The organism is Pacificoceanicola onchidii (genome assembly GCF_004804335.1).
GTDB lineage: Bacteria > Pseudomonadota > Alphaproteobacteria > Rhodobacterales > Rhodobacteraceae > Pacificoceanicola > Pacificoceanicola onchidii.
The window spans coordinates 65,892-83,864 of the sequence record NZ_SRXY01000008.1 but is presented as its reverse complement, the minus strand read 5'-3'; the positions used below and the strand labels follow the sequence as shown (position 1 = coordinate 83,864).

General features: G+C 58.5%; 19 protein-coding genes and 1 riboswitch. Of the genes, 9 read left to right on the top strand and 10 right to left on the bottom strand.

Annotation, left to right across the window (positions count from 1 at the left end; all coding sequences use genetic code 11):
• The first annotated feature begins 32 nt into the window (after nucleotides 1–32).
• From E4662_RS19215 to gcvP, 4 genes are all read left to right on the top strand, one after another.
• Nucleotides 33–515 carry an RrF2 family transcriptional regulator gene (locus tag E4662_RS19215; RefSeq protein ID WP_136443246.1) on the top strand — a complete coding sequence of 161 codons (483 nt, stop codon included), beginning with the start codon at nucleotides 33–35 and terminating at the stop codon, nucleotides 513–515.
• Between the two features lie 15 nt (nucleotides 516–530).
• Nucleotides 531–618, top strand: a riboswitch (glycine riboswitch).
• A gap of 153 nt (nucleotides 619–771) precedes the next feature.
• Entirely contained in the window at nucleotides 772–1,896 is a 1,125-nt protein-coding gene (gene gcvT / locus E4662_RS19210; protein ID WP_136443245.1) for a glycine cleavage system aminomethyltransferase GcvT, read from the top strand.
• A 19-nt stretch (nucleotides 1,897–1,915) separates the two neighbouring features.
• Nucleotides 1,916–2,278 (top strand): glycine cleavage system protein GcvH, encoded by a 363-nt coding sequence (gene gcvH, locus E4662_RS19205; RefSeq protein WP_136443244.1) that lies wholly within the window; start codon nucleotides 1,916–1,918, stop codon nucleotides 2,276–2,278.
• A gap of 145 nt (nucleotides 2,279–2,423) precedes the next feature.
• Complete coding sequence (gcvP, locus tag E4662_RS19200; protein WP_136443243.1) at nucleotides 2,424–5,273, top strand: aminomethyl-transferring glycine dehydrogenase; 2,850 nt, start codon at nucleotides 2,424–2,426, stop codon at nucleotides 5,271–5,273.
• Between the two features lie 56 nt (nucleotides 5,274–5,329).
• Here the strand turns inward: gcvP and rpiB are convergent, their stop codons facing one another.
• From rpiB to E4662_RS19180, 4 genes are all read right to left on the bottom strand, one after another.
• Nucleotides 5,330–5,779 (bottom strand): ribose 5-phosphate isomerase B, encoded by a 450-nt coding sequence (gene rpiB, locus E4662_RS19195; RefSeq protein ID WP_136443242.1) that lies wholly within the window; start codon nucleotides 5,777–5,779, stop codon nucleotides 5,330–5,332.
• A gap of 30 nt (nucleotides 5,780–5,809) precedes the next feature.
• Complete coding sequence (locus E4662_RS19190; RefSeq protein WP_136443241.1) at nucleotides 5,810–6,748, bottom strand: inositol monophosphatase family protein; 939 nt, start codon at nucleotides 6,746–6,748, stop codon at nucleotides 5,810–5,812.
• An 84-nt stretch (nucleotides 6,749–6,832) separates the two neighbouring features.
• On the bottom strand, nucleotides 6,833–9,349 hold the full coding sequence (locus E4662_RS19185; RefSeq protein ID WP_136443240.1) for an ABC transporter permease: 2,517 nt from the start codon (nucleotides 9,347–9,349) through the stop codon (nucleotides 6,833–6,835).
• Nucleotides 9,346–10,047 carry an ABC transporter ATP-binding protein gene (locus E4662_RS19180; protein ID WP_136443239.1) on the bottom strand — a complete coding sequence of 234 codons (702 nt, stop codon included), beginning with the start codon at nucleotides 10,045–10,047 and terminating at the stop codon, nucleotides 9,346–9,348. The genes E4662_RS19185 and E4662_RS19180 overlap by 4 nt, the downstream gene beginning before the upstream one ends.
• Before the next feature lie 17 nt (nucleotides 10,048–10,064).
• On the opposite strand from E4662_RS19180, the gene E4662_RS19175 reads away from it, so the two are divergent.
• The gene (locus E4662_RS19175) at nucleotides 10,065–10,739 is read left to right on the top strand and encodes an arylesterase (protein ID WP_136443238.1); all 675 of its coding nucleotides are present in this window, start codon (nucleotides 10,065–10,067) and stop codon (nucleotides 10,737–10,739) included.
• Nucleotides 10,740–10,741: 2 nt separating this feature from the next.
• Here E4662_RS19175 and E4662_RS19170 read toward each other — a convergent pair whose 3' ends face one another.
• From E4662_RS19170 to E4662_RS19145, 6 genes are all read right to left on the bottom strand, one after another.
• The gene (locus tag E4662_RS19170; protein WP_136443237.1) at nucleotides 10,742–10,936 is read right to left on the bottom strand and encodes a hypothetical protein; all 195 of its coding nucleotides are present in this window, start codon (nucleotides 10,934–10,936) and stop codon (nucleotides 10,742–10,744) included.
• 108 nt (nucleotides 10,937–11,044) lie between these two features.
• A complete protein-coding gene (locus tag E4662_RS19165; RefSeq protein WP_240705254.1) occupies nucleotides 11,045–12,208 on the bottom strand; it encodes a geranylgeranyl reductase family protein in 1,164 nt (387 codons plus the stop codon).
• Nucleotides 12,205–12,753, bottom strand: a complete 549-nt coding sequence (locus E4662_RS19160; protein WP_206080315.1) for a L,D-transpeptidase — start codon at nucleotides 12,751–12,753, stop codon at nucleotides 12,205–12,207. The genes E4662_RS19165 and E4662_RS19160 overlap by 4 nt, the downstream gene beginning before the upstream one ends.
• 271 nt (nucleotides 12,754–13,024) lie before the next feature.
• The gene (locus E4662_RS19155; protein ID WP_136443236.1) at nucleotides 13,025–13,732 is read right to left on the bottom strand and encodes a MotE family protein; all 708 of its coding nucleotides are present in this window, start codon (nucleotides 13,730–13,732) and stop codon (nucleotides 13,025–13,027) included.
• Nucleotides 13,733–13,741: 9 nt separating this feature from the next.
• On the bottom strand, nucleotides 13,742–14,101 hold the full coding sequence (locus E4662_RS19150; protein WP_136443235.1) for a DUF6468 domain-containing protein: 360 nt from the start codon (nucleotides 14,099–14,101) through the stop codon (nucleotides 13,742–13,744).
• Nucleotides 14,102–14,112: 11 nt separating this feature from the next.
• Complete coding sequence (locus E4662_RS19145) at nucleotides 14,113–14,628, bottom strand: flagellar basal body-associated FliL family protein (protein WP_136443234.1); 516 nt, start codon at nucleotides 14,626–14,628, stop codon at nucleotides 14,113–14,115.
• A 63-nt stretch (nucleotides 14,629–14,691) separates the two neighbouring features.
• Here E4662_RS19145 and fliF point away from each other — a divergent pair, with 63 nt between their 5' ends.
• The 4 genes from fliF to fliP are packed head-to-tail and all read left to right on the top strand — an operon-like array spanning nucleotide 14,692 to nucleotide 17,967.
• A complete protein-coding gene (gene fliF, locus E4662_RS19140; protein WP_168798023.1) occupies nucleotides 14,692–16,356 on the top strand; it encodes a flagellar basal-body MS-ring/collar protein FliF in 1,665 nt (554 codons plus the stop codon).
• Nucleotides 16,353–16,961 carry a FliH/SctL family protein gene (locus tag E4662_RS19135; RefSeq protein ID WP_136443233.1) on the top strand — a complete coding sequence of 203 codons (609 nt, stop codon included), beginning with the start codon at nucleotides 16,353–16,355 and terminating at the stop codon, nucleotides 16,959–16,961. Before fliF ends, E4662_RS19135 begins: the two co-directional genes overlap by 4 nt.
• Nucleotides 16,954–17,241, top strand: coding sequence for a FliM/FliN family flagellar motor switch protein (locus E4662_RS19130; protein WP_136443232.1), 288 nt, complete (start codon nucleotides 16,954–16,956; stop codon nucleotides 17,239–17,241). Before E4662_RS19135 ends, E4662_RS19130 begins: the two co-directional genes overlap by 8 nt.
• Before the next feature lie 3 nt (nucleotides 17,242–17,244).
• Nucleotides 17,245–17,967, top strand: coding sequence for a flagellar type III secretion system pore protein FliP (gene fliP, locus E4662_RS19125; protein ID WP_136443231.1), 723 nt, complete (start codon nucleotides 17,245–17,247; stop codon nucleotides 17,965–17,967).
• Nucleotides 17,968–17,973 lie beyond the last annotated feature (6 nt).

Below are 17,973 nucleotides of genomic sequence, written 5' to 3'. Positions count from 1 at the left end.
CAATTGGGACATTCCGGGCAAAAGGCAATCCGATGCGGGTTACGAAACGAACGAATATCGCCATGCGGGTTTTGATGTTTTGCGCTGCAAACACGGGCCGACTTGTGACCAAGGCAGAGATTGCCCGGACCTGTAACGCTTCGGAAAACCATCTCGCTCAGATCATCAACCAGTTGGCTCAATTGGGATATCTGCGCACGCAAAGAGGGCGAAACGGCGGGCTCGAACTTTCGCGGCCTGCCAGTCAAATCCAGATCGGCGAAATTTTTCGGCAACTGGAGGCCCCTGTGCCCTTGGCAGAGTGCTTTGCCGACGTGGACAACACCTGTCCTTTGACCGAAGCCTGCCGGTTACGGAGCGCTCTGAATGAAGCGGCAAGCGCGTTCTACGAATCGCTCGACCCGATCACGCTTGATGCGCTGATCTGCAACAACAGGCCACTTATCCATATTTTGCAGCCTGTTCCGGCCTGTGACGCGGCCTCGCAAAAAGCGGATCTTGCCACAGCGTCCTAAGTCGCCTAGTAAACTCATGTCGCGATGGGAGAACCGGCCTCAAGCCGGTGCCGAAGGAGCAACCGCCCCGGAAACTCTCAGGCTTCAGGACCATCGGGCGACATAACACTCTGGAGAGTGGTGCGGCAGCGCACCCGCCGAAGGGATAGCGATCTCAGGCGAACGGACAGAGGGGGCATGGATGGTGTGGTCAGGACCGCACCGAAATGCCCGAGCCTTGCCCAGCAACGGACCGGGAAAACGGACCGGAGGGCGTATGGCTGACGACGATCTGATGAAAACGGTTTTGTTCGAGTTGCATCTCGAACTGGGCGCCAAGATGGTGCCTTTTGCGGGCTATGAGATGCCCGTACAGTACCCGATGGGGGTGCTCAAAGAACATCAGCACTGCCGAGCGCAGGCTGGCTTGTTCGATGTCTCGCACATGGGGCAGGTTGTTCTGTCGGGCAATGACGTCGCCTTGGCTCTGGAAAGCCTCGTGCCGGTGAATGTTGTCGGCCTCGGTGAAGGGCGGCAGCGCTATGCGTTTTTCACAAATGAGCAGGGCGGGATTGAAGACGACCTGATGATCGCCAATCGCGGGGATCACCTGTTTGTCGTGGTCAACGCGGCTTGCAAGGATGCGGATCTGGCACTGATGAAAGGGGCTCTTGAACCGAAGGGCATCACGGTTTCGTTGATCGAAGACCGATCGCTTCTGGCCTTGCAAGGACCGGGTGCGGAAGCGGCCTTGGCTGCGCTTTGCCCTGCGGTCGCAGACATGAAATTCATGGATGTCGCCACCGTTTCCATTCTGGGCGTCGAGTGTTGGGTGTCCCGGTCTGGCTACACAGGCGAAGACGGGTTCGAAATCTCCGTACCAAATGAAAAAGCGGTCGATTTGGCGCGGGCTTTGCTGGCCGATGAAACAGTCGAGCCCATTGGCCTTGGCGCGCGCGATTCGCTGCGGCTGGAGGCCGGCCTGTGCCTTTATGGTCAGGACATGGATGGTGGTTTGAACCCCGTAGAAGCGTCTCTGACATGGGCTATCCAGAAAGTCCGGCGTACGGGCGGTGATCGGGCCGGGGGATTCCCCGGCGCGGAGGTCATCCTTGCTGCGCTCGACAACGGTGTAGACCGCCAACGCGTTGGTCTGCGGCCCGAAGGACGAGCGCCGATGCGCCGTGACGTAGCGCTTTTTGCCGATGCTGAAGGCGGCGAGCAAATCGGGTTTGTCACCTCCGGCGGGTTTGGCCCTACAGTGGGCGGTCCCGTTGCCATGGGGATCGTTGCGGATGGGCTTCACACCCCGGGAACGCAACTTTGGGGAGATGTGCGCGGCAAGCGCATGCCGGTGCAGGTTGCGGAACTGCCGTTTGTTCCGGCAGGATTCAAAAGATAAGCCAACAGGAGAGTGAGCGATGAAATACACAGAAGAACACGAATGGCTGCAGGTCGAAGGTGACCTCGTTGTTGTCGGCATCACCAAACACGCGGCAGAGCAGCTTGGCGATGTTGTGTTTGTTGAACTGCCCGACACGGATACCGAAGTCGCCAAGGATGACGAGGTTGTGGTGATCGAGTCCGTCAAGGCGGCGTCCGACATCCTGGCCCCTTTGGATGGCGAGATTGTCGAAGTGAACGAGGCCATCGTCGAGGATCCCGGCAAAGTGAACGAAGATCCCGAAGGGGACGCCTGGTTCTTCAAGATGAAGGTCGAAGACATGAGCGTCATGGACGACTACATGGACGAAGCGGCCTACAAGGACTTCATCAGCAGTTGATCGGATGGGGTGCGGGGCCCAGCCCCGCCCTACCGGAGATTTGCGCGGCTTGATTGCGGGATGACGCGGTCTTGACTGGCGCGCTGCATGTTTTGCCAAGAAAAGCAGGGGCTTCGTGCCCCCTCTCTGAGACGGAGGCTTTGGGATGACCTACGACCCGATTGACTATTTGCCCTATGACTTTGCCAACCGGCGCCACATTGGCCCCTCTCCGGACGAGATGGCCGATATGTTGGCTGTGCTCGGCGTGTCCGACCTTGACGGATTGATTGAACAGACCGTGCCGGAGGCGATCCGCCAGGCGGCTGCGCTGAACTTCGGAAAACCCTATTCCGAGAGCGAGCTGCTCTTCCGGATGCGTCAGGTTGCGTCAAAGAACCAGGTTCTGACCAGCCTGATCGGGCAGGGCTATCACGGCACCGTCACGCCGCCCGCGATCCAGCGCAATATCTTTGAGAACCCCGCTTGGTACACGGCCTACACGCCGTATCAGCCAGAGATTTCGCAGGGGCGTCTGGAGGCGCTGTTGAATTATCAGACCATGGTCTGTGATCTGACCGGGCTTGAGGTGGCGAACGCATCGCTTCTCGACGAGGCGACAGCCTGTGCCGAGGCCATGACCATGGCGCAGCGGGTGGCGAAATCCAAAGCCAAGGCATTCTTTGTCGATGAGAACTGTCATCCGCAGAACATCGCCGTGATGAAAACCCGCGCGGAGCCTTTGGGCATCGAAGTGATCGTGGGCGCTCCGGATGACATGGAAGCCGACGCCGTCTTCGGCGCGATTTTTCAGTATCCCGGGACCTATGGCCATCTGCGTGATGTGACCGGAGACATGGAAAAACTCCATGCTGCGAAAGCGATTGGCATCGTCTCTGCCGATCCGATGGCACTGTGCCTGCTCAAGGAACCGGGCGCGATGGGCGCGGATATCGCCGTCGGCAGTACGCAGCGTTTTGGCGTTCCGCTTGGCTACGGCGGCCCACACGCGGCCTACATGGCTTGCAAAGACGCGTACAAGCGCAACATGCCGGGGCGGATCGTCGGGATTTCCATCGACAGCCATGGCAACAAGGCCTACCGGCTGTCGCTGCAAACACGCGAGCAGCACATTCGGCGGGAAAAGGCGACATCGAACGTCTGTACCGCACAGGCATTGCTGGCCGTCATGGCCGGGTTCTACGCGGTGTTCCACGGCCCAAAAGGGCTACGTGCCATCGCGCAGCGCATTCATCGCAAGACCGTGCGGCTGGCCAAGGGGCTGGAAGCCGCGGGCTTTCAGGTTGAGCCGGAGACGTATTTTGACACGATCACCGTCGACGTTGGTCTCTTGCAGCGCGGTGTTCTGCAAGCCGCAGTGCGCGAAGGGGTCAACCTGCGCCGTGTCGGCGCGAACAAGGTTGGCATCACGCTGGATGAACGGACACGGCCGGAAACGATCGAAGCGGTCTGGCGTGCCTTTGGCCTTGTGCGCAAGGATGATGATTTCACGCCGGAGTACCGTCTGCCCGAAGGTTTGATCCGGCAGAGTAGCTACCTTCAGCACGACGTCTTTCACATGAATCGGGCCGAGACCGAAATGATGCGCTACATGCGCCGTCTCGCGGACCGTGACCTTGCGCTTGACCGTGCAATGATCCCGCTGGGCTCCTGCACGATGAAGCTCAACGCGGCAGCAGAAATGATGCCGGTCAGCTGGAGTGCCTTTGCGGCGCTGCACCCCTATGCACCAGCCGATCAGGCACAGGGGTATGGCGAGATGATCGCCGACCTTTCGGAAAAGCTCTGCACGATCACCGGCTATGATGCCTTCTCCATGCAGCCCAACTCAGGGGCGCAGGGCGAGTACGCCGGTCTTCTGACGATCCGCGATTGGCAAAAGGCGCGCGGGCAGGGGCATCGCAATGTCTGCCTGATCCCGGTGAACGCGCATGGCACCAACCCGGCCAGCGCCCATATGGTCGATTGGAAGGTGGTTGCGGTCAAATGTGACGAACAAGGTTCAATTGATCTGGCGGACTTCCGTGAGAAGGCGGAGACGCACTCGGACAATCTTGCTGCCTGCATGATCACCTATCCCTCGACCCACGGTGTCTTTGAAGAGACTGTGAAAGAGGTCTGCGCGATCACCCACGAACATGGCGGGCAGGTCTACATCGACGGCGCGAACATGAACGCCATGGTGGGCTTGTCGCGTCCCGGCGATCTGGGTGGCGACGTCAGCCACCTCAACCTGCACAAGACCTTCTGCATCCCGCATGGCGGCGGCGGTCCCGGTATGGGCCCGATTGGGGTCAAGGCGCATCTTGAACCGCACCTTCCGGGCGATCCGATCAAGCCCGGCTCCGTCGGGCCGGTTTCGGCGGCGGCCTTTGGTTCGCCGTCCCTGCTGCCGATTTCCTGGGCCTATATCCTGATGATGGGCGGCGAAGGTCTGACGCAGGCGACGCGGGTGGCGATCCTGAATGCCAACTACATCGCCAAGCGTCTTGAAGGGGCCTATGACGTGCTCTATCGCGGCGGTGAAGGCCGTGTGGCGCATGAGTGCATCCTGGACACGCGTCCATTTGAAAAGAGCGCGGGTGTTACGGTCGAAGACATCGCCAAGCGTTTGATGGACGCGGGTTTCCACGCGCCGACCATGAGCTGGCCTGTGGCGGGCACGTTGATGATCGAGCCGACGGAGAGCGAGACGCAGGCTGAACTGGACCGGTTCTGTGACGCGATGCTGGCGATCCGCGAAGAGATCAGGGCAATCGAGGACGGCGAGATCGACAAGGAAAACAACCCCTTGAAGAACGCGCCGCATACGATGGAAGATCTCGTCCGCGAATGGGATCGTCCTTATACGCGTGAGCAGGGATGCTTCCCGCCGGGCGCGTTCCGCGTGGACAAATACTGGCCGCCGGTCAACCGGGTGGACAACGTCTATGGCGACCGCCACCTGATCTGCACCTGTCCGCCCATGTCGGACTACGCAGAAGCCGCCGAGTAACAAAAAAAAGCCCCCGGAGATCCGGGGGCTTTCTCGTTTGGTGAAACGCTTGGGTTTTAGCGTTCGAGCGCAGAGATCATGTCAACGCGCAGGCCGTGCCGCCCACCTTCAAACTCCGCATCGAGGAAGGCATCGACGATCTCAATCGCCTTGGCTTCGTCCAGAACCCGAGCGCCCAGCGACAGCATATTTGCGTTGTTGTGCGCGCGGATCATCTCGGCAGAGAAGGTGTCCGAGCACACGCCGCAGCGTACGCCGTTGATCTTGTTGGCGGCCATCATGATGCCCTGACCCGTGCCGCACAGGATGATCCCAAGGGCGCAATCGCCCGAGGCCACTTGCCGAGCAGCGGCCTCGCCGTGCTTGGGGTAGTGCGTGCTCTCTGTCGTCATAGGGCCAATGTCGACCGGCTCCCAGCCGCGCTTGGCAATATGGGCAGCGATGGCTTGCCGCAGGTCAATGGCGGCGTGGTCGCTCGACAGGACGATGCGTTTGTTCTCGGTCATGGGATCAGCTCCGGGCGTTAGGAAGGGTCTTTACGCGTCGTTATCAACCGCCTCTTCGCCGGGAAAGCTGTTTTTCTCCGGCGCGTCCGTTGTTTCCGGCTCTGGCGCCTCGACGAGGAAGTCGAACACATCGCGTACGCGGCCCCATGTCTCGACATTGCACGCGGCCAGCAGGTAGCCGCTCTTGACGTCGCCGCGATACTCCGAGCCGTCCAGCATGGCCACATGACCACCCGCCTGCCGGATGGCAACGACGCCCGCAGGCTGATCCCAAGGCGTCAGCTTGGCAAAGAGGGCAAAGTCCATCTGGCCTTGCGCGACCATCCGCATTTCATGGCAGGCGCAGCGCAGCATGCTGGCGCGGGCAAAGCGGGGCATCGTCGCGGCGAGCTGTTGTTTCTTGTCCTCGGGAACGAGATTCAGCGGGAAGAAGCCCTTGAGCTCTTCCACTGGCCCGCCTTCGGAAGTGTTCAGTTTGCGCCGAATACGGCGCGGCAGAACCAGCTCCGCGTCCGTTTCGTTATCCGCGATCACAAAGTCATTCAGGATCGGATCATAGAGCAGACCAAACACCGGCTGTCCGAAGCGCAGGATCGACACGATCACGCCAAAAACAGCCAGACCATGCGCATAGTTCCATGTGCCATCCACCGGATCGATGGTGAAACACAGTTCGGCTTCGGCAATCTGATCGACGATCTCGGGATTGGCCGAGGCGTGTTCTTCACCAACGATCAATGCGTGCGGGAACATGACCTGGATACCCCGGGTAATCATGGCCTCTGCGGCCTTGTCCGCTTCCGTCACAAGGTCCTGTGGTCCTGATTTCGTGTCGATCTGGTGGCTTCCGAGCTGTCGGAAGCGGGGCAGGATTTCAGCCTTCGCCGCGCGCCGCACCAGATTGATCAACTGGGTGCGCTGGGCGTTGGTGAGCGGGGCCGTGATCGGCATGGGCAGGGAATCGGTCATGGCATCATCCGGAAATTGCTGCGGTTGCAACATGGGTGACAGTGAATGCGCCCATGTTCAAGGTGACACGATTGCCGATTTTCCCTATTCCCGAGCGCGCAAGATATGCGCCGGACGCGCGGCGAGCGGTCGCAAGGCAAAGGCCAGCCCCGCCAGCAGCGTCGCCAGAATGCCGCCAAGGATCACACCGAACGCCGACGACCAGATCACGGTGTAGTCTGTGTCCATAATGAAGAAACTGATGCTCCAGCCACCGGCGATGCCCGCGCCAAGCGCAACAATCCCAGCGCCCGCCCCGAGCAAAGCCGAACGCAAAGCAAAGCTTTGCAGAACGCGCGCACGGCTGGCACCCATGGTCTTCAGCACCGCGGATTCATAGGTGCGCGCGCCTTCTCCGGCTGCGGCTGCGCCAATCAGAACCAGGAACCCGGTCAACAAGGTCGCCGCCGCGCCCCATCGAATGGCCGCGCCAATGCCTTCGAGCAGGTCGCTGACGCGGTCGATGGCGTCCCGTACGCGGATCGCCGTCAGGTTAGGATATTGTCCAGCCAGATCACGCAGGATCTGCGCTTCGGCCTCTTCCTCGGCATAGACCGTGGAGATGAACGTATGCGGCGCGCCTTGGAGGGCGGCGGGGTTCAACGTCATGACGAAGCCGATCCCTGCGGTGGAGAAGTCCACGTCCCGGAAGGATGTCACTTCGGCTGTGATATCCCGGCCCAAGATGTTGACCGTGACCGTATCACCGATTTTCAAACCGATCTCTTCGGCCTCTTCGGCGGCAAAACTGACCTGCGGCGGGCCGTTGTAATCCTCGGGCCACCACGAACCTTCAGTGATCGTGGTGCGGCTGTCGGGGGCCGCTGCATAGGTGATACCCCTGTCGCCTTGAACAACCCAGTGCCCGCCAGCCACCTCACGGGCAGGCAAACCGTTGATCTGGGTGATGATCCCGCGCAGCATTGGCGCGCTGTCGACGCGGCTCACGGCCGGATCATTGTTCAGCCGCTCCATGTAGCCGTCCATCTGGTCTTTCTGGATGTCTACAAAGAAATAGGAGGGTGCGACGTCCGGAAGATCGCGGTCAATGGCGCTGCGCAGGTTGCCGTCGATCTGACCAATTGCGGCGAGCACCGCGAGGCCAAGGCCAAGGGACAGCACAACCGCCCCGGCGCTTTCCCCCGGTCCGCCGATGGCTGACAAAGCCCACCGTAAAATGGGCTTACCACGGGCTGCAGGGGTCGCGGCACGTGCGAGCCAGCGCATGGCTTCCGCCGCCAAGGTAAGCACCAACAAGGCCGCAAGAATGCCGCCGGCCGCCCAGAGCGTCAAAGAGGGGTTGCCCGAAAAAACCATGGCTGTCCAAACAAGCAGGCCCAACAGTACAAAAATAGCGATGAGATAACGGGCCGCCGGCAGGGCGCGCGCGCCGTCCAGCGCATCCCGGAACAAAGTGGCGGCTCGCACTTCTTCTGCACGGGACAACGGCCACAAGGTGAAGACAAGCGCGGTCAAGACACCATAAAGCGCCGCTTCGCCCAGCGGTCCGGGATGAAGGGCGAAGACTGCGGGAACAGGCAGCGCGGCATTGATCAATGGCCCAAGCAGAATGGGTACCAGCGCGCCCAAGGCGAGGCCCAGAATGATACCCAGCAATGCGAGCGCGCCGATTTGGAGAAAGTACGTCAGGAAGATCACCCGGCGGCTTGCGCCGACAGTGCGCAGCGTTGCGATCACGCTGGTCTTGCGTGCCAGATATGCGCGCACGGCTGCTGAGACGCCGATGCCCCCAACTGCGAGGCCCGAGAGCCCAACCAGAACCAGAAAGTCACCGAGCCGTTCGACAAACCGTGCAATACCCGGCGCACCATTGCGCGAATCCCGCCATTTCAGACCTTTGTCTTCGAACATAGCGCGGGCATCCGCTGCCGCTTCGTCAAGGTCCGTGCCTTCCGGCAACAACAGGCGATATTCCGTGTCAAACAGCGACCCGGGCTCCAGCAAGCCAGATCCGTCGAGATCCTGCGTGCGCACAATCGTCCGTGGACCCAAACCAAAGCCATCGCCCGCGTCATCCGGTTCCGCCGTGATCCGCGCACTCAGGGAAAACTCCTGCTCCCCTAGACGAAACGTATCGCCAATACTCAATCCCAGCCGGTCTGCCAGGATTGGAGCCATCACGGCGCCCCGGTTCGCCAGCGCTTCATCGAGGGGTATGGCAGGGTCTAATGTCAACTCACCCAGCAACGGGTAGGCGCTGTCGACAGACTTCACCTGCGTCAGGCCGCGTTCTGTCTCTTTATTCCGCGTGACCGCCACCATGGATCGAAAGTCCGTGACTTCGGACACTTCGGACGCAATCGTTGCCATCCAGGCGCGCTCTTCTTCGGAGGCGAACCGATAGGTGAACTCCACCTGCGCATCCCCGCCGAGCAGTACTGCCCCCTGAGATTCCAGGCCGGATTGGATGGCTGAACGGACGGATCCTACGCCGGCGATGGCTGCGACGCCCAATGCCAGGCAAGCTAGAAAAATTCGAAATCCGTGCAGTCCGCCGCGCAACTCCCGCCGTGCAAACCGGGCCGCGATCTGCAGGCTCATGCGGTCGCCCGCAGTGCGGCCTCTTCTGACGTGTCGATACCGCCATCGCGCAGGCGCACAACGCGGTCACATCGGGCCGCAAGGTCCGGCGCGTGTGTCACCATGACAAGCGTCGCCCCATGTTTCTCAGAAAGCCCGAGCAGCAGATCCATGATTGCCTTGCCATTGGTCCCATCGAGGTTGCCCGTTGGCTCGTCGGCCAGAAGAATGCTCGGCCGCGGCGCCAACGCGCGTGCCAAGGCCACCCGCTGTTGCTCGCCTCCAGACATCTGAGCAGGGTAGTGATCGGCGCGATGCGCCAGACCAACCGTCTCCAGTTCCGCCTTGGCCCGATCAAAGGCATCCTTGTGACCGGCCAGTTCCAAAGGTGTCGCCACGTTTTCCAGGGCCGTCATTGTCGGGATCAAATGGAAGGATTGAAAGACCACGCCCATGTTGTCACGCCGAAATCGCGCGAGGGCGTCCTCGTTCATGCTTGTGAGGTCTTCTCCCATGGCAAGAACGCTGCCCGAGGTGGCGCGTTCGAGGCCACCCATGACCATCAGAAGAGAAGACTTTCCGGATCCGGAGGGCCCGATCATGCCGATCGTCTCTCCTTTTTGGATATCAAGCGATATTCCATGCAAAATTTCCACCATCCCGGCATTGCTCTTCAGGCTGAGGGTCACATCTTTTAGAGATAAAACGGGATTCGGCATGTCAGGGAGACGTCCTTATGTTTGAACTTTTTACATATGGGGCCTTGCAGCGCGTCAGCAAGGGGGCGGCGGCCATAGTCTTGATCGCGCCGCCAGCAATCGCTGCGGACGTTAATATCCTGGCCTTGGGGGATAGTCTGACCCAAGGGTACGGCCTGATCGAACAGGAAGGATTTGTCCCGCAACTCAGGACTTGGTTGGCTGACAGAGGCCATGATGTTCGCGTGGTGAATGGCGGGGTGTCAGGGGATACGACATCGGGTGGATTTGCGCGTGTCGAATGGTCTTTGACGCCCGAAATCAATGCGATGATCGTCACGCTTGGGGGGAATGATCTTCTGCGTGGCATTGCACCCGAGGTCGCCCGCAAGAACATAGATGGCATTCTTCAGGTTGCGCAGCAGCGCGATATTGAAGTGCTGTTGATTGGCATGGAAGCCCCCGGAAATTACGGCTCCGAATACAAACAGGCCTTCGACTCGATCTATCCAGATCTGGCGGAAACCTATGGCGCGCTACACTTGGAGAGCTTTTTCCATGGGTTGATGGAAGACGGCGATGCGCCCGCGGATGTCGCGGAGTTCATGCAGGCGGATGGCATTCACCCGAACGCAGAGGGTGTTTCCCGGATTGTGGAAGGCGTAGGCCCGGAAGTGGAGAAACTGATCGCGCGCGTGCTGCCGCAGAACTAGCCTCAGGCGCTTGCCGGGATTTTTGCAGCCAGAGTTGTGCGCAGGCACCCCTGTATGGCCATTAGAAGGCCCAAAACAGCGCCGCTTGCAACATAAAGGCTGAATGCCTGAAGGAAGGAAAGGTCGAAGGCCGTCCAGCCGATCAGGCCGACGATGCTGCCAATGCAGCTGCCAATGACGAAACCGAAGACTGCCATGTCTTTCCTCCTTGCGCCTTTTTGCCCCTCAATTCCTTAAAAAGGATTAAGAGCCGCAAAATGGGGCGCGAAAGTGGCAAGGGCCCGACGGATCGGTGGCGAGTTCTTTCAAATTCTTTGCAATGCACGAATGGCGAAGCCGGGAAGGCGGGTGGCGACTTGACGAATTAGCGTTCCGTATTCCAATTCTCCGGCCATCATGCGGAAATACTCTCCGCGGAGACTTCGCGAGGACTGAAAACTGCGCACAAACGTTGATCTGAGCCGTTCATGAAACATGATGGTGCGCAGGCGCCTCGCATGTTTCAATCCCTGGTGCACGGGCCTCAACGCACGAACATAGGCGTTCAAGGCCTGATCGGGGCTCCCCCTGTTCAAAGCACTTGTTGCAGCAATTGCCGCCGCTTCCCCACTGAACAGCGCGTGTCCTATTCCTTCACCGGTAATTGGATCGACAAGGCCGGCGGCGTCCCCTGCAAACAGGATTCGACCAGACCCCGGTTTTGTCCGGAAGTCGCCAAAGGGCAGAAACTGTCCTTTTGGACGCAACGACGTGTTCAAGTTCAGTCTGTCAAGATAGCTGGAAAGAGCGCTCTTCATATCCGCATTTCGGGAAAGCACACCTCCCAGTCCAATCGTGGCGCCTTCTGATTTGGGAAACTGCCAACCGTAGCCCCACTCCGCTGCGCCAAAGTCGATGCGCAACTCGGTGTCAGTCATTTCTGGGATTTCGACTTCCAGTGCGAAACCAATTTTTGAACGATCAAAGGCCTGACCATACACCTGATGCGCGATTTGACTGTTCACCCCGTCCGCTGCGATGATTATTGGCGCTTCAAGCACGCCGGATTGCAGATGTAGGCGGTTTGTACTCAGATCCAGCGAGCCGGACTGGCCAGTGAAATCAATGGCACCATTCGCAAAAGCTGCCTCGACCAGATGCAGATCCAATTGACGGCGCATGCCGAAATAGAGCGGGGATACGCCATGGGTTTGGCCCAGGTCTTCCCCAAACGCAAAAAATGAAACATCGCGGCTTTCGACGATGGGGACGCGTGGTATCGGTTCGCCGAATATCCGTCTGTAGTGCACCATCGCGCGGCCAGTCATGCAACCACCGCAAAGCTTGTCCCGCGGGAAAGCGCGTTTGTCGACCAATGCGACCCGTGCGCCGCGCCTTGAAGCCGCATTGGCCGCTGCAGCACCGGCGGGGCCGGCGCCGACTACGATCAGATCAAAACGTTTGCTCGGCCCAAAACCGATGGATGTCACAGAACCGTGACAGGGGTTCCAATCGGAACGCGTTGGTAGAGATCCTTGACGTGATCATTGATCATCCGGATGCAGCCGTTGGACACCGAACGACCAATCGAACGCGGCGACGTCGTCCCATGAATACGGAAGAACGTATCCCGTCCGTTTTGGAACAGGTAGAGTGCGCGCGCGCCCAGTGGGTTCCCGGGCCCGCCCGGTTGGACGTAATCGTTGTCCTTGAACTTTCCGTAGGCTACTGGATCGCGCTCGATCATTTCGTTGGTCGGGCGCCAAGTCGGCCATTCCTTCTTAGCCCCGATTTTGGCCTTGCCGGTAAACTCCAACCCCGCCTTTCCAACACCCACCCCGTAACGCATGGCCTGTCCAGGCGCTTCGATGAAATAGAGAAAATGCGCGCGGGGGAGAATCAAAATTTGTCCAGGAGCGAGGTCAGATTTGATGCCGACTTTCTGCGGGCGAAAAACGGGATCGACTTCAAAGGCCTGGGCGGGCATCGCAACGGCAGCCGCACCGGCGGCAACGAAAGTTCTACGGGTGATCATGGCAGCAACTCGTTCCAAGAGCAAAGAATTGGGAGATTTTGCGCAAACGGAACCGAAAATCAATCCCGTTCGCGGGAATCCGCTGTCACGATGGCGTGCATGCCACAAACGCGACCAGGCAATTTGAACGCGGTTTTCCGGACTAATGAACGGTTAAATGGCGACCAGCGAGCGGACAAAAGACGTGAAAACTGCATCGCTTTAACACCTACTTGAAGCGTGTCGTTCCGTGCATTCGGGTGCTACTCGGTGAGGGCGTTTCGAAAAACGCTCACTGTTTGGGAACGTTGGCGTTTCTTCCAGCCAAAACCACACTGATCGTATAGGCCGTTCCGGGTGTCAGTCCTGCCATAATGCCTGCAGCTGCATCTGGTCGCATCCGTCCGAGAAACCCTGCCGCGAAATCCGGGTCCATCTCTTCGAATAACGCCGCCGCTTGCTTCGGCTTCATATTGGCATAAACGTCCGTCAAACGAGTCAGGTCATCCTCGGCGGCGGTTTGGGCAAGAGCCAGTGTCGATCGCAGCTTTTGTTCTGCATCTTCAAGAGCAACCAGTTTTCGCTCAATTTCCTGTTCGGCAAGCGAAAGCGCCTGCATTCGAATCGCGATGTCTTCTTCTCTTTGTTTGACCCTGTTTTCTCGTTCATTCAAGGCGTTGATCAACGGCATTAAGTCATCATCGGCGATACGCCGAACACCAGCTTCCATATCCTGTTGCCCAGGTTTCACCCCTGACATGGCAGCATGTTCATCGGCTGTTTTGTGCTCCAGGGCGGCGCTCTGCGTTGGAATTAGTCTTTCTGCGACATCGCCGCCTTCGCGCGCAAACGCTTCGCCAGCTCCGATAACCGTACGGATAACAGCGGAGGCGATAAGCAAGCCTCCGACTGCGGCGAGGGCACCACGCATGTTTTTGCGCCCGCGTTTGGGCTGTTTCTTTCGCTCGCTGGCGGCTTTGGCGTTCTGGGAGGTTTTCATTTTGTCTCCTCAGTTCCTTGGATGACGGAAAAAGACGGTGTCAGACTGCGGCGGCTGCACGGGATTGTGCTGTGGTTTCGGCTGGTCTGGCAGGTCGTGCATCGATGCGACCATAAGTTCGAGCCTCTTGGCGACATCTTCTGCTCGCTCGGTCAACTCTTGCAGTGACTTGGACGAATCGCCCGCGGTTGCCTGTGCGGCATTCAGCGTCTTGGTCAAATCATCCACTTGCGCGGAAAGCACAGCGACGGCGCCACCGACCCCGTTTTCCAGATCCGTAAATTTCGTCAGCCGACGTGCCAGAATGAAACAGTAAAACCCGGCTCCGAGCGCCCCGGCGACCAACAAAATATCTGCAATCAGGTCCATTCCCATCCCTTTCAGTTCAACACGAATTCCAAGACGAGCAGGTCTCGAATTCGGTCTTCTCCAGCGACCATTCCAACGCGCCGCAGCATCTGCGCGCGTAGCTTCACCAGCGCGCCGGGTTTTTCCAAGGAGCTCGGATCAAGCGCTCTTAGATAACTGTTCATTACGTCTTGCACTCTGGGAAGCAGCCCCTCGACTTCGGCGGCGTACTTCTTGTTGACCTCCAGACTTGCGCGAAACTGAAGGTGGTCAGCTTTTGCGCCCGGGCCGAGAGAAATGAGCATTTTGGGCACTTCGACAAAGGAAATGTCAGCAAGAGGAGTCGCCTCTATGGGCACTCCGTCCTTTACTTCGGCTTCGGATGATTCTTCTGAGGCTTGGCTGGAGGCACCTCCGAGCAACCCGGAAGAAACAGCGAAAAAACCGCCGCCACCGCCAGCAATTGCAAGCACCATACCAATGATCAGCGGTAGCTTTGATGGTTTCTTCTCTTCGATTTCTTCTTCGTCTGCCGTGGTCTCAGCCATGCTCAACCTCTTTTGCGTTCCAAAGCGTTATATGCCGAATGGGCTAACTGATTGTTAAGGCGAATGGGTCAGTTTGACGGCGACCGAACAGAACGTTTGGAGCGGAGGTTTCCCTTGCAGCAAAGCTTATCAATATGGAATGCGTTGAGCGCCCGGCAAAGGATTGTGGCACTTGGAGCGTCCCTGGCCATGATTCTCGCCGTTTTGGGTATCGCACGCATGGCGGCGGCCCCTAACATGACGCTTCTTTATGCAGGACTGGAAAACAGTGCCGCTGGCGAAGTGGTTCAGGCATTGGAAACGCGTGGCGTTCCATTTGACGTGCGCGGCGGTGCGATTTTCGTTCCAAGCTCAGAGCGTGATTCTCTAAGGCTGACGCTCGCCAGCGAAGGGCTGCCTGCGAACAGCGCGCAAGGCTACGAGTTGCTCGACACTCTCTCCGGGTTCGGGACGACGTCGCAGATGTTCGACGCGGCGTATTGGAGAGCAAAGGAAGGAGAGCTGGCGAGGACAATTGTGTCCAACCCGAAAATCGCGACCGCACGCGTCCACATCGCAAACAGCAGCGCCAACCCGTTTCAGCGTGACGTCACGCCTTCGGCATCGATTTCTGTCACAACAACGGGCGGTGTCTTGTCTCCTCAACAGGCGCGAGCTTTGAAGTTTCTTGTGGCTTCCGCGGTTCCGAGCCTAGAGGCGGAAAGCGTAGCCGTCATCGACGGCAAAGGTGGTCTGATCGGGGCGGAAGCAGATACCCCGACAGGACAATCTGCTGACGACAAGGCCACGCAACTGCGAGAGCGTGTCCAGCGGTTGATGGAAGCCAGAGTCGGCACGGGTAATGCGGTCGTTGAGGTCAGTGTTGATACGGAAACCGAAGCAGAATCGATCCGCGAGCGCGTTTTTGATCCCGAAGGCCGGGTTGTCGTATCGACAGACACGGAAGAGCGGAATGACAGCTCCCAAAACACGGGTTCGGGCGACGTCAGTGTCGCGTCGAATCTGCCCGACGGCCAATCGGGCGGTGGTGATAACTCTTCCTCAAAAACAGCCGAAACGCGCGAGCGTATCAACTATGAAGTCTCTGAGACGATGCGGGAAATCACTCGGGTTCCGGGCGCAATCAAACGCTTGACCGTGGCTGTTCTGGTCAATGGAACATATACGACTGCGGAAGATGGCACACAACAGTTTGTCCCGCTGGCGGAAACGGAACTGCAAGCTTTACAAGCGCTTGTTGCCTCCGCAGTTGGTTTTGACGCAGATCGCGGGGACGAAATCACCATTCGTTCACTGCCGTTTGAGCGCCCAGAGGGTCTGGGAACCGGGCCTATTGAACCGGGAATGTTCGCGGGTGCTTTGGATACGATGAGGCTTATTCAAATCGGCGTTTTGGCCGTTGTGGCGCTGATCCTCGGATTGTTTGTCGTCCGCCCGATCCTCTCGAGAAAAGATGACGATATTGGCGCAGCAGCTGCATTGCCCGCGCCCATCGAGGCCGCAGCAGGCGACGCGCTTGATGGAGAGATCGAGATGGATGACGGCTTCGCCGAATTGCCGGTCATGGGTAGCGGCGGCGATTTTGGAGGCATGGGCATGGTGGATTTCGACAACTCTTCGGATGAGGACCCTGTGGAACGTCTGCGAAACCTCATCGAAGAACGAAAAACGGAAACGGTCGAGATTCTCCGCAGCTGGCTTGACGAAGACAAGGAAGAAGTCGGATGAATCCGCTTACGCAGATCTTCGAGGATTTTGGCGAACAACGTCAATCACCGGCTTCTGAGTCCGCACCGGCAATCGACGAAGCGGATCTAGAAGGGCAAAAGCTGGATGCTTTTGAGAACGGTTTCAAAGCCGGATGGGACGACGCGATAAAAGCCCAGGCTAATGAAAGCGCGCAATTGTCCAGCGCGCTCAGCCAACACTTGCAAGACCTGTCTTTCACGTATCACGAGGCAAGCAACCACATGGTTGATGCGGTGTCGCCACTTTTGAATGAGATGATCAATGTGCTTCTGCCAGAAATGGCGAAAGCAACGATTGGCGTGCATCTATTTGAAAAAATCAAAGAAATGACCAAGGAGATTGGGTCCGTGGACGTCAATATCGCGGTTTCTCCTGAAAACGTTTCCGTCGTTAACGAAGTGTTATCGGAGGAACTTGGCTTTCCGGTAATCGTTGTCGCAGATGACACCCTTTCCGACGAACAAGCCGATATTCGGTTCGGCAGCACTGAAAAACAAATCGATCTTGGAGACCTTGTCGCTTCAGTCAAGGAAGCGGTCGCAGGATTTACCCACGATAACCGGAGAAAACTTGCCAATGGATAGCACACAGACAAGTTCAACGCCCGATCACGGCACACCGTTCACCAGTGTTCCGATCGAAATCACTGTATCGGTTGGGCGGGCAAGGCCTTTGGTTCGCGAACTGCTGCAGCTTGCCGAAGGATCGGTTTTACCGCTGGACAAAAAACTCGAAGATCCGGTGGAGCTTTTTGTTGGAGAGCGACTGATAGGCATTGGTGTGTTGGAAGTCGTTGAAGGCGATGGTCACAGCCAGTTGGCGGTTCGACTGACCGAAGTCGTCGATTTTCAGGCACCCGCCTAACCGATGATCAGGCTCGCTCTCGCGCTTGTCTTCGTGGCACTGCCGTTCGCGGCAGACGCTCAATCCTTGGCGATAGACCTGGGAGAGGGTGGGTCAGTGACCGCAACCAGTGTTCAACTGATTGCACTGATCACCTTGCTAAGCCTCGCGCCCGGCATCGCAATCATGGTGACCTGTTTTCCGTTCATGGTGACGGTGTTGGGCATTCTTCGCCAAGCCGTCGGTTTGCAGCAATCACCGCCCAATATGCTTATCGTGAGTCTTGCCCTTTTCCTTACCTATTTCGTGATGGAACCGGTGTTCACGCAAGCGTGGGAGAGCGGGGTTTCGCCTCTGCTGGAAGAGCAGATTGAGGTTGAAGAAGCCGTCTCGCTCACCCTTGATCCATTCCGGGACTTCATGGCGGGACGCACGGATCCAGACACGTATCGCGCCATGGCTGATTTGCGTCCTGATGCGGCCGATACTGTTCTGGAACCCGCAGCACCGCTGTCGGTTCTGATCCCCAGTTTCATGCTGTCAGAAGTGGCGCGGGCCTTTCAGGTAGGTTTCCTGATTTTTTTGCCCTTCTTGATCATCGATCTCGTCGTCGCCGCGATTTTGATGTCCATGGGTATGATGATGGTGCCACCAGCCATCGTGTCGCTGCCATTCAAACTGGCGTTCTTTGTGATTGCAGACGGTTGGGCGTTGCTCGCCGGTAGCTTGGTTCGAGGGTATTTTTGACTCGGC